Origin of the sequence: Streptosporangium sp. NPDC020145, assembly GCF_040631275.1 — a bacterium.
Taxonomy (GTDB): domain Bacteria; phylum Actinomycetota; class Actinomycetes; order Streptosporangiales; family Streptosporangiaceae; genus Streptosporangium.
This window is the reverse complement of sequence record NZ_JBEXZT010000028.1, coordinates 58,654-72,785: the sequence shown is the minus strand read 5'-3', so window position 1 is coordinate 72,785 and position 14,132 is coordinate 58,654. Positions and strand designations below refer to the sequence as shown.

Annotated in this window: 16 protein-coding genes and 1 pseudogene; 8 read left to right on the top strand and 9 right to left on the bottom strand. The window is 69.3% G+C overall.

Features of this window, described 5'->3' with window-relative positions; translation table 11 throughout:
• The first annotated feature begins 103 nt into the window (after positions 1–103).
• Positions 104–1,261, top strand: coding sequence for an MFS transporter (locus ABZ463_RS34490; RefSeq protein WP_362782732.1), 1,158 nt, complete (start codon positions 104–106; stop codon positions 1,259–1,261).
• A 6-nt stretch (positions 1,262–1,267) separates the two neighbouring features.
• On the opposite strand, the pseudogene ABZ463_RS34485 reads toward ABZ463_RS34490, so the two are convergent.
• Positions 1,268–1,453: pseudogene (locus tag ABZ463_RS34485) on the bottom strand (alcohol dehydrogenase catalytic domain-containing protein); the annotation flags it as partial.
• Between the two features lie 291 nt (positions 1,454–1,744).
• On the opposite strand from ABZ463_RS34485, the gene ABZ463_RS34480 reads away from it, so the two are divergent.
• Positions 1,745–2,839 (top strand): PQQ-dependent sugar dehydrogenase, encoded by a 1,095-nt coding sequence (locus ABZ463_RS34480; RefSeq protein WP_362782730.1) that lies wholly within the window; start codon positions 1,745–1,747, stop codon positions 2,837–2,839.
• Between the two features lie 196 nt (positions 2,840–3,035).
• Here ABZ463_RS34480 and ABZ463_RS34475 read toward each other — a convergent pair whose 3' ends face one another.
• From ABZ463_RS34475 to ABZ463_RS34465, 3 genes are all read right to left on the bottom strand, one after another.
• Positions 3,036–3,845 carry an STM4013/SEN3800 family hydrolase gene (locus ABZ463_RS34475; RefSeq protein WP_362782728.1) on the bottom strand — a complete coding sequence of 270 codons (810 nt, stop codon included), beginning with the start codon at positions 3,843–3,845 and terminating at the stop codon, positions 3,036–3,038.
• 124 nt (positions 3,846–3,969) lie between these two features.
• A complete protein-coding gene (locus ABZ463_RS34470) occupies positions 3,970–4,620 on the bottom strand; it encodes a hypothetical protein (protein ID WP_362782725.1) in 651 nt (216 codons plus the stop codon).
• A gap of 297 nt (positions 4,621–4,917) precedes the next feature.
• Positions 4,918–5,454 carry a hypothetical protein gene (locus ABZ463_RS34465; RefSeq protein ID WP_362782722.1) on the bottom strand — a complete coding sequence of 179 codons (537 nt, stop codon included), beginning with the start codon at positions 5,452–5,454 and terminating at the stop codon, positions 4,918–4,920.
• 307 nt (positions 5,455–5,761) lie between these two features.
• On the opposite strand from ABZ463_RS34465, the gene ABZ463_RS34460 reads away from it, so the two are divergent.
• Both ABZ463_RS34460 and ABZ463_RS34455 read left to right on the top strand, forming a co-directional pair.
• The gene (locus ABZ463_RS34460; protein ID WP_362782720.1) at positions 5,762–7,564 is read left to right on the top strand and encodes a hypothetical protein; all 1,803 of its coding nucleotides are present in this window, start codon (positions 5,762–5,764) and stop codon (positions 7,562–7,564) included.
• Positions 7,565–7,709: 145 nt separating this feature from the next.
• The gene (locus ABZ463_RS34455; RefSeq protein ID WP_362782717.1) at positions 7,710–8,333 is read left to right on the top strand and encodes a hypothetical protein; all 624 of its coding nucleotides are present in this window, start codon (positions 7,710–7,712) and stop codon (positions 8,331–8,333) included.
• A gap of 264 nt (positions 8,334–8,597) precedes the next feature.
• On the opposite strand, the gene ABZ463_RS34450 is transcribed toward ABZ463_RS34455, so the two are convergent.
• Complete coding sequence (locus tag ABZ463_RS34450) at positions 8,598–8,858, bottom strand: hypothetical protein (RefSeq protein WP_352012305.1); 261 nt, start codon at positions 8,856–8,858, stop codon at positions 8,598–8,600.
• 221 nt (positions 8,859–9,079) lie between these two features.
• Positions 9,080–9,319 carry a hypothetical protein gene (locus ABZ463_RS34445; protein WP_362782714.1) on the bottom strand — a complete coding sequence of 80 codons (240 nt, stop codon included), beginning with the start codon at positions 9,317–9,319 and terminating at the stop codon, positions 9,080–9,082.
• A gap of 1,156 nt (positions 9,320–10,475) precedes the next feature.
• Between ABZ463_RS34445 and ABZ463_RS34440 the strand changes: the two genes are divergently transcribed.
• The 3 genes from ABZ463_RS34440 to ABZ463_RS34430 all read left to right on the top strand — a co-directional run bounded on the left by ABZ463_RS34440 (position 10,476) and on the right by ABZ463_RS34430 (position 11,908).
• Positions 10,476–11,027: an EF-hand domain-containing protein gene (locus ABZ463_RS34440; RefSeq protein WP_362782711.1), complete on the top strand. Its 552-nt coding sequence runs from the start codon at positions 10,476–10,478 to the stop codon at positions 11,025–11,027.
• A gap of 165 nt (positions 11,028–11,192) precedes the next feature.
• Positions 11,193–11,687 carry a DUF2975 domain-containing protein gene (locus ABZ463_RS34435; protein ID WP_362782708.1) on the top strand — a complete coding sequence of 165 codons (495 nt, stop codon included), beginning with the start codon at positions 11,193–11,195 and terminating at the stop codon, positions 11,685–11,687.
• Positions 11,687–11,908, top strand: a complete 222-nt coding sequence (locus ABZ463_RS34430; protein ID WP_352012309.1) for a helix-turn-helix transcriptional regulator — start codon at positions 11,687–11,689, stop codon at positions 11,906–11,908. Before ABZ463_RS34435 ends, ABZ463_RS34430 begins: the two co-directional genes overlap by 1 nt.
• On the opposite strand, the gene ABZ463_RS34425 is transcribed toward ABZ463_RS34430, so the two are convergent.
• The gene (locus tag ABZ463_RS34425) at positions 11,850–12,131 is read right to left on the bottom strand and encodes a hypothetical protein (RefSeq protein WP_362782705.1); all 282 of its coding nucleotides are present in this window, start codon (positions 12,129–12,131) and stop codon (positions 11,850–11,852) included. The genes ABZ463_RS34430 and ABZ463_RS34425 overlap by 59 nt on opposite strands.
• A gap of 32 nt (positions 12,132–12,163) precedes the next feature.
• Between ABZ463_RS34425 and ABZ463_RS34420 the strand changes: the two genes are divergently transcribed.
• Positions 12,164–12,331 (top strand): hypothetical protein, encoded by a 168-nt coding sequence (locus tag ABZ463_RS34420; protein WP_362782703.1) that lies wholly within the window; start codon positions 12,164–12,166, stop codon positions 12,329–12,331.
• Between the two features lie 10 nt (positions 12,332–12,341).
• On the opposite strand, the gene ABZ463_RS34415 is transcribed toward ABZ463_RS34420, so the two are convergent.
• Positions 12,342–13,433, bottom strand: a complete 1,092-nt coding sequence (locus tag ABZ463_RS34415) for a hypothetical protein (protein WP_362782701.1) — start codon at positions 13,431–13,433, stop codon at positions 12,342–12,344.
• A gap of 234 nt (positions 13,434–13,667) precedes the next feature.
• On the bottom strand, positions 13,668–14,108 hold the full coding sequence (locus ABZ463_RS34410; protein ID WP_352012312.1) for a nuclear transport factor 2 family protein: 441 nt from the start codon (positions 14,106–14,108) through the stop codon (positions 13,668–13,670).
• Positions 14,109–14,132 lie beyond the last annotated feature (24 nt).

Below are 14,132 nucleotides of genomic sequence, written 5' to 3'. Positions count from 1 at the left end.
GTGGGGTAGCCGCATGGACGGTGTCACTGAGCAGGCACGATGGGCGAGAGCGGGAAGAGGCGGGACCGCCACGCGACAACCGGCTCCATGGCACAGGCTTGCGGTGCTCGGGGCTCTGATGCTGGCCGCCCTCACTTTCAACACCGCGGAGAACCTGCCGGTCGGTCTCCTGGAGCTCATCTCCGACGATCTACGGGTGTCCCTGTCCGCGGTCGGCCTCCTGGTCACCGGTTACGGCGCGATGGTGGCCATCGCGTCGGTGCCGATCGCCCACGTCGTGCGGGCAGTGCCCCGACGCCACGTGCTCACGGGGTTGCTGGCCGCGCTCGTGGTGTCCAGCCTCGTCGCGGCGCTGGCCACCTCCTATTGGCAGCTCCTCGTGGCACGGCTGCTGACCGCGCTCGCCCAGGCGCTGTTCTGGGCCGTGATGGGGCCGGTCGCGGTTGGCCTGTTCGCGCCCGAGGTCCGGGGGCGTGTGATCGGGGCACTGTCCGTCGCCGGTTCGCTCGCCCTCGTGCTCGGTGTTCCCGCTGGGACCCGTCTGGGCCAGCAGAGCGGTTGGCAGGTGCCCATCGCCCTGCTGGCGGCCCTGGGGCTTGTCTCCCTGGTCACGATCGCCGTGCTGCTACCGACCTCGCGCCCGGAAGAGGAACCCGCCGCCTACGGCACCGGTCCCGACGCACGGCGGTTCGGGACGGTGCTGACGGCCGGGGCCTTGTCCGCCACCGGCGCGTTCACGGGATACACCTACATCGTGACCTTCCTGGGAGACGTGAGCGGGTTCTCCCCGAGCACGGTCAGCGTCCTGTTCGTGGGTTTCGGTGTCGCGTGTCTGGCCGGGGTGAGCATCACCGGGACGTTTCTGGACCGTTTTCCGCAGTCCGCGCTGGCCGCCGCCGTGGCCACGCAGGCGGTGGGCATGCTCGGCCTGTACGTCTTCGGTGCCCATCAGGTGGCGGCGGTGGTGTTCCTGGTGCTGATGGGCGGTGCGCTCGGGCCGGTTTTCATGACCACGCAGAACGCGATGCTGTACTGCGCGCCGGGCCGTACGGACATCGCTCTCGCGGCGAACTCCGGTGCCTACAACGCCGGCATCGCGGCGGGAGCCGCGATAGGGGCACTGGTCCTGCCGCTCGCCGAGGTACGGGGCACCTTCCTCGCCGGCGGGCTGCTGACCGTCGGGTCCTGCGCGGTCCTGCTCGGTGACCGACTGCTACGCGGGCGTCGCCGTACAGGAAGTCCTTCATCGGGTCACCGCTGAGGCCCGGACGTACTCGTGGCCCATCGGGACCGGCCCGTCGAGCTTCTCGGCCCCGCGGTAGGGCCACAGGTCGGAGCCGCACACGCACGCCGCCGTCACCCGGGTGATCGCATCGGTGGGCTCCACGATCACCGGATCCGGCCGCTCGTCAACACGGACGTCACCGGGATCGTGCAGGACCACGCCACGCATGAGGATCTCCTTCCTGGCTTGTGAGGCCTGGCCGGAGCACGACCCACGCGCCTTCGTCACCTGTGACGGACACCTCTCGCGCGGCCCCGGCCCACCAGGCCGAGGGCGGCGTCGTCCGCCTCTCCACGCCGCGGAGTCTCCGTGGACATGGTCATCGGCGCCGGTAACGCCACCCATCCACGACTTCCTGTTTCGCTCTGACCCTGGAGGAGTTCAGCGGCGGAGAGAAGACCGGCTACCTGCGGCGTAAGCTCGAAACCACCGGCTCTCTCGGATTCGACGGACATGCTCATGACCACGAGAACGTTGCTCCTACGGTTGGCCGCTCCCGCACTCGCTTTGATCGCGTCGGCCACGCTGACCGCGTGCGCGCCGGACCAGGGTGCCGCACGCGCCGCCCTCTCCTCCGCGCGGGCCGCGTCCGCCACCCCGCTCGCCCCGGTCACCACGATCGCCGACGGCCTGGACGCCCCCTGGTCCATCGCCTTCCACGGCCGGACGGCCCTGGTCAGCGGGCGGGACACCGCCCGCGTCGTCGAGATCGGCGAGCGGGGAGCCGTCCGTCAGGTCGGCGTCATCGAGGCGGTCACCCCGATGGGCGAAGGCGGTCTCCTCGGCATCGCTGTCCGCAACGGTTTCCTGTACGCCTACTACACCGCGAACGACGGGAACCGGATCGAGCGGTTCGAGCTCACCGGCACCCCCGGCAGGCTCGGCCTCGGACGCTCCTCCACCGTGCTCGACAGGTTGCCGTCGGCGAGCTATCACAACGGCGGCCGGATCGCGTTCGGACCCGACGGAATGCTGTACGCCACCGTCGGGGACGCCGGCGACCGCCCCGCAGCCCAGGACAAGAACACGCTCGCGGGCAAGATCCTGCGGATGACGCCGGAGGGGAAGGTTCCCCCGGACAACCCGTTCGCGGGCTCCCTGGTCTACAGCTTCGGCCACCGCAACCCCCAGGGCATCGCCTGGGACAGCGGCGGCACCCTGTACGCCAGCGAGTTCGGACAGGACACCTGGGACGAGCTCAACGTCATCCGGCCAGGCGGCAACTACGGCTGGCCCGAAGTCGAAGGCATCGCCGGCCGGGACGGCTTCACCGACCCGGTCCAGCAGTGGCCACCGGCCGAGGCGAGCCCCAGCGGCATGGCCATCACGAACGGGACGATCTACCTGGCCAACCTGCGCGGCAGGCTCCTCCGGCAGATCCCGCTCGACCGGCTCTCCACCTCCACCCAGCACCTCGCCGGCCGGTACGGACGCCTCCGTGACGCCGTCGTCGCCCCCGACGGGTCGCTGTGGGTGCTGACCAACAACACCGACGGCCGCGGCACCCCCGGCCCGGGAGACGACCGCATCCTCCGCGTCGCGATCGGCGGCTGACACACCCGCCGCTGGTTCACCACCCGCCCTCCGCCCGCCGTCCAGCGGATGGGGCAGGAGCCGGGCGCCCACCCATGTGGCGTGCCGTCCGTTTCGCCCGCCGTGGTGCTCATCGGCGGGCGACCCCACGACGGCTCACGTCCGGCCGGACGGTTCGGCAAGGATCTCCCGGCCGCAGCGTCGTGCGACGGCTCCGTCAGCGTGTCGCGGCGGGGATGACGGTCTCGGCGTACGGCACGGCCCACACGGTCGGGTGGGAGATCGAGTGGCCGGTCCAGCCGTCCTCGCCGTAGGCCTCCCCATGATCGGCGCAGATGAGACCGAGCCAGGGACCGAGGGACGGCAGCGCGTCGAACAGGCGCCCGAGTTCGGCGTCGGCGTAGGCCAGCGCGGCGCACTGGCTTTCCCACGAGTCCTGTGACTGCCCCGGCAGGTAGAAGTGCGTGGGCATGTGCGTGGCGGAGACGTTGAGGAACAGCAACAGGCGCCGATCCTTGAGGTGGCCGTCCAGGATCCGCAGGGCGACATCCACCTGGTGGCGGGTGGAGTCCGGCTCATCGGCGCTCATCCGGCGATGCCAGTGACTCTCCTGGAAGAGCGCGGGAAGCACACTTCCCAGTGGTGTCAGATGGGAGAAGAACTCCACACCTCCGATGCACACGGTGCGGTAACCGAGGCCGGCCAGGCCGGAGACGATGTCGGGCGCGTCGAAGACGTAGGTGCGTTCACCGATGGTGGCGCCGTTCGGGGAGCGGCAGGCCAGAAGTCGCGGAGGCCGGCCGGGGCGTGCGGGAGTGGGGAGCCAGCCCGCGAAGAACGACATGTGCGCCGGGAAGGTGTAGGTCCCGAGGGTCCGGCGCTCTTCCCAGTTACCGCCCGGCAGGATCCGCGCCAGGTTCGGGCTCCGACCGGCATGAAGAACGGAACGCGCCGTGTCGAAGCGAAGCGAATCGAGCGTGATGAACAAGATGTTGTGACTGGGGATCACGTCATGGCCACTGATCACGATGTCTCCTTACCCGTCCGCCTCCCGGTCCTCCAGCGTGGACGCGCGACCCCAATCGGGTGATTCCGTCTCGAACGTCGGTGCCACCACGTTCACCGCGTGTCATACCCCGGCGGTTCGCGACTCATCGAGTGCTTCGGAAGCTCTGGGCCCAGCGGTGCAGCTCGGCGGTGGCCTCGTCGCGGGTGAGGGAACCACGTTCCAGGTGGACCTCCTGGAGATGCCGGATCGCGGCCCCCACCATCGGGGAAGGCGGGATGCCGAGCGTCCGCATCACCGTTCTGCCGTCGAGGACGACGGGGGCGTCGTCACGCCTGGTGTGCCTGTCCCGTTCGGCGGCGGTGCGGGCGTCGGCCTCTTCCTTGGCACGGCACGCGGCCTCCCACACGTCGTAGTCGGCGGCCTCCAGGGCGTCCAGGCCCGCCCGGCACCACCCTTCCATGTCGCGTTCCCACCCAAAGCCGACCGTGTCGAACAGGTCCAGCGCACCTGCTCCGATCGCTCCGAGGCGGGCGAGCACGGCGTTGATCGGCCGGTCCTCATGTGGCGGTCCGACCCGGATCGACGCGTACCCGGGGCCCCAGCTCTGCCGACCGTTCTCCCACAGGGCAGCGGCCTGGCTGCCGTTACCGCCCCAGAAATCCGCTTCCACATAAGCGATACGGCCGCCGCGTGACCAGCCCCTGAGCCTTTCGGTGAACTCCGGCGACATGAGCGTGAACGGCCCGCTCTCCCGTCGCGCGTCGGTCAGCTCGTTGAAAATCTCGTCAGTCACCGGTAGCAGCCCCAGGCGTTGCCGGAGAGGCGCCACCACCGCCCGCGGCACATCGCCCGACAAAGAGCGGAGATGGTCGAAATCACCGACAACACCGTGGAGCACATAGGACATGCCCGCACCCTAGGCCGGGCAGCGGCACACAACCACCGCATTTCATGGCCGGGCGTCGCGGTGTCGACCACCGGGTGGGCAACCCGCGTTGAGACACCGCGTTTCAAGCTGCGAGGGTGTGTTTCCCCTGGTGAAGGCGGTGTTGGCGGCGGTCGAGGTGACAGGTCACCGTTCGCCGTAGCCTCAGGAGCCCTGAGCCGTATCAGCTCGGCTCTCGAACTTCAGCGATCTCCACGACAGCAGATCCCTCAACCCAGGGTCTTCGGTCCGCCACGCGCGATACACCCTGTGCACGAGATCCAGCCCGGCGAAGCCGTACAGGCCGGTAATCCTGGCACGGTAATGCTCATCCGGACCGCCCTCCCGGAATTCGACGTCATAGTCGACGTCAACCTCCTCGTCGGCATCCGGGTTCTGGCCACCCGCGTAATCAAGGTGAACCTGGAAGTAGAACTGGCCCGCCGGCTCGCGATCCAGCCTTTCCACGATCGCGAACATCCAGCGTGCGTTCAGGTCCGCGAAAAGGTCGTGCACCTCGGTGTCGGTTGGATCGTCCAGCACACGCCCGCTCGCATCGGATGCTCGAAGTCTCGGTGCGGCCATGCGGGGATCATAGACCGCGATCACCGGGTCGGTGCCTTGCGCTCGGTCACCGCCGGCCGGGCCATGGAACCGTCCCTGCGGCACCGTCGCGTCCTCCTTGCCGGGGTGCCGGTCCATGGCTTCGGCCGTGAGACCAACGAGGCCGGGTCTGACCCGCGCTGTTCCGGCGGCGCGTTTCCAACCGGGACGCCACCACGGTGCAGGAGTCGCGGGACTCCGCAGTGACCGGTGGTTGTCCGACCGCATTTGTGCCGTTCAAAGGCGTGCGTGGCCCTCAGAGTGGGGTTTCATCCGTGCTGTAACGGTGGCGTGGGGGTAACCGCAATCCAACTTAACGTTCGGTAATGGGTCGATTACAAATGGCAACCGTAGGGTGCGGTCGGCCCTCCGGCCGTACCGCGACAACCGGCAGGAAAGGATCCCTATGGCCTTGCCACAGAACCCCCCTCCCGGCGGATGCCCCAAACGCGTCGTGCTGACCAACGGCGGTTTCGAGCAGCCTCAGGTACCGAACCGAGACAACGTCACCTTCCTCGACGCCGGCCAGGTACCCGGCTGGCAGACCAACGACAGCAGGAACCAGATCGAGTTCTGGCCCTCCAACTCCTCCACCTACGGTGTCCCGTCGGCGGAGGGAACCCAGTTCGTCGAGCTGAACGCCAACTCGGCGTCCATGCTGTACCAGGACCTGCCCACCACACCCGGCCAGAAGCTGTACTGGAGGCTGCGCCACCGCGGCCGCAGCGGCAACGACGTCATGCAGGTCCACATCGGCCCGGTCCCGGCGCAGGGCGCCCGGCTCGTCCCCAACAACAACCCCCAGAACCTGGAGGACGGCACCGGCGCGTGGGGCACGCACAGCGGCGTCTACACCGTCCCCGCGGGTCAGGACCACACCCGGTTCGGGTTCGTCGCCATCCGCTCCGCCGGAGGCAGCCCCAGCGTCGGCAACTTCCTGGACGACATCGTCTTCGGCACCGCACCGTGTGTGGTGCTGACCAAGAAGGCCGCACCCGACGGCGAGCTGAAGATCGGCGACACCGTCACCTACGAGGTCACCGCCGTCAACGAGGGCGGCTCGCCCGCCGACAACCTCGTCCTGACCGACGCCGTCCCGCCGGGCACCAGCCTGGTGCCCGGCTCACCGCGCATCGTGAACGGCCCCGGCGCCGGCAGCGACGAGCGCGCCTCCTACGATCCGGTCTCGCGCACGGTGACCTTCCGCCTCGGCGAGGGCGCCACCGCCGACGCGGGCGGCCGGCTGGACCCCTCCACCGACGGCAGGCCGGTCTCCACCACCGTCCAGTTCCAGGTGAGGATCGAGCGGACGGCCGGCGGCCACCTGATCGAGAACCAGGCCAAGGCGACCTACGACAACACCCTGGAGAACCCCGTCGAGCACAGGGACGCCGTCTCCAACGCGGTCACCACCCCCGTGCGGAGGCCTGTCGACCTCGGCCTGACCAAGGCGGCCGACCGCACCCAGGTCGGTGTGGGGGAGGTCGTAACCTTCCACCTGCTCGTCACCAACCACGGCCCCGGCCAGGCCACCGGCGTGAAGGTCACCGACAGACTGCCCAGGCACCTGACCTACCTGTCCGCGCACGCCACCGGAGGCACCGGCACCGGCGGCTACGACCCGGCGAGCGGTGTCTGGAACGTCGGCACGCTGGATGAGAACGCCGGCGCGCGCCTGGAGCTCAAGGCCGTGGTGACCAGGCCCGGCGCGATCCGCAACACCGCCGCGGCCACCGCCAACGAGACCCCGCCCGACCACCCGGTCACCACCAGCACACTCGTCGTCTGCGCGCTGCCGCCACAGCCCTGCCCGCCCCGCCACAGCGGTGGTCACGGCGGCGGTTGCGGAGGAGGCTGCGCCCCGTTCCCGCCTTCCTGCCCCGAGACGTGCGGTCACACCGTCTCCGGCCGCACCGAGCCCGGCCAGGGCTGGCAGGTCTACACCGACACGACCATCACCCTGCAGGTGGACACCGGCGACGCCGAGTTCGCCGCCACCCCGGTCTACGTGGCCTCGATCAGCAGCACCGGCGGATCGCAGTGGCTGCTCAGCGGTGCCACCGGCATCTACGACGCCACTCCCACCGGCTTTCGCGTCTACGTGCGCTGGACCGACGGCGGGCCGCTGAGCCCGGCCGACGCCGAACGCTACGGCTGGTACGTCACCTGGATCGGCAACGAGGGCCCCACCTCCCCGCAGGCGTCCTGACTCCCCGCCTCCCGAAGGGCGCTCCCGCTCCGGACGGATGAGGACACGACCGCCACCTGGTTCGGCCCTGCCCGCGACCCACCCGGCCCACAGCGGCCCTCGCGGGCCGCCCCTGTTTTGCCGGCCCAACCGTGAAAGGAAACCCATGAAGTCGCCGTACTCGACCGCCAAGCTGGTTCTGCCGGCGGTGTTGTCGATGCTCGCGCTCGCCAGCGCGTTGCTCGTCACCGCGCCGGCCGACGCCGCATCCGCCGCCCGGCCCGCCCAGGCCCCCGTCGCAGAGGCCACACCCTCGCCTGTCGTCTCCCCGCCGTTCGTCGACGACGAGCGCCGTCACGTCGTCCAGAACGTCAGGACCAACGGCTATCTCATCCACGAGGGCTACTCCGCCCCGGGCTGCGTCAACTGCTACGTGCTCGCCTGGACCGCGGGCGTGACCCCGCCGGCCAACGAGTGGTTCTTCGAGGAAGGCCAGGTGCGGGGCGGTTATCTCTGGTTCCGCATGCGCAACGCCAAGTCCAACCTGTGCGCCGCGCCCGGCCGCATCGTCGACGGCCTGCCCAGCGTGGTCAGCAAGGACTGCAGCAGCACGAACGAGTTCCTGTGGCGGGCCGAGCCCGACCGCGAGGGCGACTGGCGCACCGTCAAGTTCGTCTCCTCCATCACCAGAAACGCCATCAGACCCGTCTACGGCGCCGGGCCGAACGAGTTCGTCGTCCTGGCCGACGACGGCTACAGCCCCAACTACTACTGGTCGGTCTCCCGCTAAACCGGCATGACGGGCGGCCTTCCCCGCCCCCATAGGTCGCAGACGGGCGTGGAACGGCGAGAAGCCCGCGCGATGATCTCGTCGTCAGCATGGGGCAGACGGTCCGGGTGATGGCAGTGGACGTCGGCATCGGCGATGACGCGCGGCTCTCACTCCCGGAAAGGTACGGTGCCGCCCACAATGGGTCGTGGGTGGCACCGTACGGGTTCGTGGTGAAACATTCCTTCGCGGTCGGGATATGGCGGATGGTGTGTTCTCGATGGGTTACCTGCCGGGCGAAGCGATGCGGACGACCTCGGAACCCGGCGCGTGAGGTCGAAGGTGACGACCGCCCGCCCCGGGAATGCGCTTCTCCACACCTTTGAAGGAACCCAGGGCGTAGATCAGCACGGTGGACACCTTCGGGTCGGTGAGCTCGGGTGTGTCCCTGGGTTGCGCGGCGCCGTCCGAGCCGGTGATGACCGTGATGAGCTTGTCCGGGCAGGCACGGTTCTGCAGCTCGTGGAGGAACTTCGGCAGGAACATCTCCTGTGCGCACGTCCTGGAGGACCGAGTTGCCCCGCGTGGAGAAGTGGAACTGCCTACGTTGGTTCTTGTCGCCGAGAAGGTCGGCGAACTGCTTGAGGAAGGCCGCAGAGCGTTGACCTCCTTGAGCCTTTTCAGCTGCTACCCGAACTGCTCGGGTGTGGTGACGTCCTTCACCTCCTCCACCAGTGACCGGACCGGGACATCGTCCGCCCCGGGCATCACGACCACCCTCGTCCGGCCGTTCCGCCGGCCAGCCACGCGCTGATCTGGGCGGCCGCGCAGCCCGTCGCGAGCACCAGCAGGAGGCTCTCGGGCAGCGGCTGGCCGCTCACCCGCAGTACCGCCGTGACGAGGACGACCACGATCAGGACGACGATCCGGTGGCCGGAGGGCATGGTCACCGGGGTGGGGCGCGTAGCGGGCACCGGCGACTTCCGGCGCGGGGTACGGACGGACATGTGAGCCTCTTTCCTGGGCGCGGCGTGGAATCCGCTGCGGTGTTCGTCGGGCGGTTACCGGCCGCCCTTGATCTGTGGTCGTAAGAGTTACGCATTTCCCGGTCACCGGTCTAGATTTCCTGACCTTTCCGTCCTTCGGAATTCTCCGGAAGCGTTCGGTCGTATGCGACTTATAGCCGCGGCCCATTCCGTACGGCCGTTCCGAAACCGCGATTCGCGGCCGAAACCTTTCCGAACCAGAGAGCCGGACAAAGATGGGAAATAAATAAAGGGGCCCCTGCCGGTACAGGGGCCCTGCACATCCCTCGAACGGTCCACGCCGCGCTCGGGAAGGCAAGACGGGCATCCGAGGCGGCGGATGCCCGAACGCCACGCCGACCCGATCTCACTTCCCGCACCCCACAGGACAAGATTCAGCGGCTTTCCGAAATATTCGGAAAGCCCTCTGAACTGCCAGAACACCACCCCGGGCATCCACCAGAACCCGCGCCATCCCCACCCCGCCACCCTCGGCGACCGGACCCCGGCCACCCCTTCCCGAACCCGCCCATGTCGGCCGTCAAGCACGTCCAACGCCGCCAGAGCCGGTCCCGGCGACCTCGGCCAAGACCCACATCCGGCAGCGAGAGGCATCGCGGGAGAGGCCGTTTTTCGAACCCGTCGGCCCCTTCGTCAAGCAGAACTCCCACCATCCCGTCTTTCCGCCGAGTTCCGGCTCGCCTTCCCCCTGGCGGACAAAAGCGTTATCCGGCGAGAACACCACAACACCCAACGAAGAATGCGAGTTGTCCGCCGGGATGAGACGGGTGCCGACGTTGAGATCGTGCCACCCTCACCGTCGTCCGAGGCGGGCGGACCCCGCCGCCCCGGCGGTGGATCGCCGGCTCGACCGTCGCCACTTTCGAACGCCACTTTCGAAGGGTCGGTCCGGGGGAGTAGGGCGAAAGGTCAATGTCACCGTGCTTGGTAGTGCACCCCTGATCACAAACAACTACTCTTCGCATCTGATGTGTCGCTTTATGTAGCTCTGGATCCTGGTTGGAGTTCCATGCCTTCACGGCACACGTCGCCGCCCATCGCCACAGCGTCGGCCTTCGCCCCGACCGGTGTCCCCGCCCCAGCCCTTACCCGAACGCTCCCGCCCAAGGAGGCCACCATGGTCCACGACAGCACCGAGCAGAAGTTCACCTTCCTGTTCACCTGGTTCGACCGCACCGGCGACGGCCATCTCACCCGCGATGACTTCCAGCGGATCGGCGAGGTGTTCGCCGCGGTGACCCCGGACGAGAGCGCCAAGAGCGCGCTACGCGCGGCGTTCATGATCTGGTGGGACGTCCTGGGCGAGGCCGGTGTCCCGGACGCTCAGGGCCGCATCGGTCCCCAGCGGTTCGTCTCCGCCATGCGCTCCCACGTCGCCTCCGACGCCGCGACCCTCGAACGCCTGGTGATGCCCATCGTCGACGCCCTCATGCGCGCCCTGGACACCGACGGAAGCGGCGCGCTCACCGCCGATGAGTACGTCCGCCTGTACGACGCCCTCGGTATCACCCCGGCCGTCTCCGGCGCGGCCTTCCGGCGCCTCGACCGCAACGGCAGCGGCACCCTCACCCATGAGGAGTTCCGCGCCGCCATCGAGGACTTCTACCTCAGCACCGACACCGAGGCGCCCGGCAACTGGATGCTCGGCTCACCTCTCCCGTCCGGCTGACCGGCCGCAGGAGGGCATGCTCAAGCCGTCCTGCCTTCGCGTCCTGGAAATCCTGCGCCGTCACCAACGGGACTCCCGCGACGGCGCGAAGTCACCACCTCCAACCCTTGCCCAAGGTATCGAAAATCGATAGATTTCCATCGCGATTCGATGGAAGGACGGGTCATGGGAAAACTGACAGTGCGTGCGCTTCGCGTCGTGCTCGCGGCGGTGTTCGTCGGCACCGTGTTCGTACAGGCATCGATGGTGTGGGCATTGGCCACCGATCCGGAGGACGGGTCGCTCCCGCTGACCCCGCTGCGCTTGATCACGATCCTGGGCATGGTGTCGGGCCAGGTCACCCTGGTCGGCGTATGGCGGCTGGTGACGATGGTGCGTCGCGGAACCGTGTTCTCCCACGCCGCCTTCCGGTACGTGGACGCCGTGATCGGCGCGATCGTTGTGGCCGCCCTCCTGTGGTTCGCGGTCACGGCCCTCAACGCGCCGGGTCAGCGGGACGACCCGGGCGTCACCGTCATCATGGGCGGGATCGGCCTGGGCATCCTGGGGGTCGCGCTCATCGCGCTCATCGTGCTCGTACTGCGGATGCTGCTCGCCCAGGCCGTCGCGCGCGACGTCGAAGCGACGCGGATGCGGGCCGAGCTGGACGAGGTGATCTGATGCCGATCATCGTCGACATCGACGTGATGCTGGCCAGGCGGAAGATGTCCGTGGGCGATCTCGCGGACCGCGTCGGGATCACGCCCGCCAACCTGGCGGTGCTCAAGAACGGCCGCGCCAAGGCGGTGCGCTTCTCGACGCTCGCCGCTCTCTGCGAGGTCCTCAAGTGCCAGCCGGGTGACCTGCTGCGCTGGGAGGCCGAGGACGCCGCGGGCGGATGACGTCCACGCTCACGGCCGTCCTCGCGTCCAGCTCCCAGCCCTTCGCGTACACCGCGGCGAGCCCCTCCCCGCCGAGCGCGGCCTGGCCGCGACGGGTGAGGTCACGGACCTGCGGATCGGTGCGGTCGTGCGCGCCCCGCAGCCGGGCGGTGGCCCCGAGCAGCACGACCGACTCATACGGTCGCCCGCGTGCTTCGGCGAGGGCGGCCGTGTTCACCGTCACCGGTGACAGGACCGGCAGTTCCCGGGTCGCCAGTGCGGCGCCGCGCCGCGGTCGGGGTCGCGGCGCGGTGGCTGCCGCCGCTGGTCTCGGTGCTGATCCTGGACGTCGTCCTCGTGGTGCCGGCCGTCGTGCTGACCCGGGTGCACCGCCAGGTGGTCGAGGCGCTGGACGCCGGAGGCGGAGACCGGCGGCGCGGTTGACGTGCGCTCGTCAGGCCTTTCCCGTGATGGTTTCGAGCCCGTCGTCCCAGCGCCAGCGTACGTGGCGGCCGCTCAGGTGGACGCCGCCGATCCAGCGGTCGAGACCGTTGAGCGCGACGTGGTCGGCCTCGCCCGCGAGTACCCGTGCTCCGGTTTCGGTCAGGCGCAGGCGGATGGTGTGGCCGACCCGGCGGTCCCCTCGCCCGGCATCGAGCAGCGGAACCGGAGCACGGACCATCCGGTCGATCATCGCGAAGTACCAGATGTCTCCGAGGTACGGGCGTGTTTCCCGCGCCGCCGCACGGATGAACACGGTTCCTGCGTCGGGCGCGCCGTCGGCGACTGCGGCGAGTACCCGTCGTTCGGCCAGTGACAGCCCGTCGCGGGTGGCCGGATACTCCCTGCTGAGCCGGTCGAACGCCTCGCCGAGGAAGCGCAGCTCAGCCGAGTGGCTCGCGGCGACGGCGCCGAGGCCGTCGGGGGTCGGCGCCCGGAAGGCGTCCCAGGCGTGGGTGGCGAGCCGCAGCGCGTCCGGGGTCAGCCGGGCGCACGCCCTCGTCGCGGGCAGCTCGCGCAGCTGTTCCACGGTCAGCTGGCCGAGGCCGCCGAAGCGGGCGATGCCGGGATGCTCGCCGATGCAGATCAAGGTGATGCGCCGTGCGGGAACACCCAGGTCGGCGAGGCGGGCGAGGATCTGGATGATCTGCAGCTGGTCGTACAGGTCCGCCTCGAACCACAGCACGTACTCGCCGTCCCGGTTGTCCTCCAAGACGCGGTCGCGTTCGGCGAACATCGCCGCGGCCTCACCCCGTTCGTCCGCGCCCGCCTCGGCGAGGAAACCGGCCCTGACACGGCGGAGCTCCCCGGCCCCCACCGCGGGCACCGGGCCGTCGTGCAGGACGTCACGCCAGAACAGCACGCGCCGGGCGAGCCCGGTTCCCGGCAGGGCCGTGCCGTCGCCGTTGCTGACATGCAACGCCGTGGCCATCCGGTCGTCGGCCGGCCGTTCGGCGAGGAGCCTGCCACGGGCGGCGGCGTACGACTCGCCGGTCTTGGCCATCCGGGCGCGCACGCGTCGTTTGAAGTCGGGCTGCTTCGTCATGGTCGTCTCCCACGCGGCCAACCATGGATCCCCCAGCGATCGGTACGGCGGGCGCGCGATCGGCAACGAAGCTCCGGCCGAGAGGTGGACCTCCCTTTGCCTCCGTGGGTGACCCGGCTGGGGCGGGTCGCCGGAGGTTCGGCGCGGACGGTCGCCGTCCCGCCAAGGTATCCCATCTCCCCGTGAGAGTCGCGAACCGGCCGGGCCACCTCAGACCGAGTCTCCCGTCTGCCGTCAGGGTTCCAGGTCGATCACCCCTCTGCCGGTCGCGATGTCGAACGGCACGGAGGCCTGGTCGTGCACGATCAGCCAGTCGCCGTCGATCTTCTGGAAGCAGAAGGTGCCCCTGACCCATATGCCGCTCGTCGCGGTCCCGTTCCTCGACGTGCCACTGAGCCGGCCGAAGCCGTACCCGAACGCCACGTCGTCACCCACGACGAGTCTCAGGTCGCGCACCTCGTAGGTCACGTCCGCGAAGAACGCGAACACGTTCGCCCAGTTCCTGAGTTTCGCCTCCGCTCCGACGTGCCGCAGCGGAGGTTCCACGTCGAAGGACACGACGTCCGCCGCGTAGAGACGTTCCAGGCCCTCAAGGTCCTTGGCCTGGATCGCCTCGACCAGCCTGCCGAGGTGCCTCCGGAGAACGGTCTCGTCTGTTTCGTGTCGCGTGGTCATCGCCGCCCGCCCCTTTTCTTCCGG

Excerpts from the sequence above, each read along its gene's own strand:
- ABZ463_RS34480 (WP_362782730.1), top strand. The coding sequence starts at position 1,745 with ATGACCACGAGAACGTTGCTCCTACGGTTGGCCGCTCCCGCACTCGCT.
- ABZ463_RS34465 (WP_362782722.1), bottom strand. The coding sequence starts at position 5,454 with ATGGACCGGCACCCCGGCAAGGAGGACGCGACGGTGCCGCAGGGACGG.
- ABZ463_RS34460 (WP_362782720.1), top strand. The coding sequence starts at position 5,762 with ATGGCCTTGCCACAGAACCCCCCTCCCGGCGGATGCCCCAAACGCGTC.
- ABZ463_RS34455 (WP_362782717.1), top strand. The coding sequence starts at position 7,710 with ATGAAGTCGCCGTACTCGACCGCCAAGCTGGTTCTGCCGGCGGTGTTG.
- ABZ463_RS34450 (WP_352012305.1), bottom strand. The coding sequence starts at position 8,858 with ATGTTCCTGCCGAAGTTCCTCCACGAGCTGCAGAACCGTGCCTGCCCG.
- ABZ463_RS34445 (WP_362782714.1), bottom strand. The coding sequence starts at position 9,319 with ATGTCCGTCCGTACCCCGCGCCGGAAGTCGCCGGTGCCCGCTACGCGC.
- ABZ463_RS34440 (WP_362782711.1), top strand. The coding sequence starts at position 10,476 with ATGGTCCACGACAGCACCGAGCAGAAGTTCACCTTCCTGTTCACCTGG.
- ABZ463_RS34435 (WP_362782708.1), top strand. The coding sequence starts at position 11,193 with ATGGGAAAACTGACAGTGCGTGCGCTTCGCGTCGTGCTCGCGGCGGTG.
- ABZ463_RS34430 (WP_352012309.1), top strand. The coding sequence starts at position 11,687 with ATGCCGATCATCGTCGACATCGACGTGATGCTGGCCAGGCGGAAGATG.
- ABZ463_RS34415 (WP_362782701.1), bottom strand. The coding sequence starts at position 13,433 with ATGACGAAGCAGCCCGACTTCAAACGACGCGTGCGCGCCCGGATGGCC.
- ABZ463_RS34410 (WP_352012312.1), bottom strand. The coding sequence starts at position 14,108 with ATGACCACGCGACACGAAACAGACGAGACCGTTCTCCGGAGGCACCTC.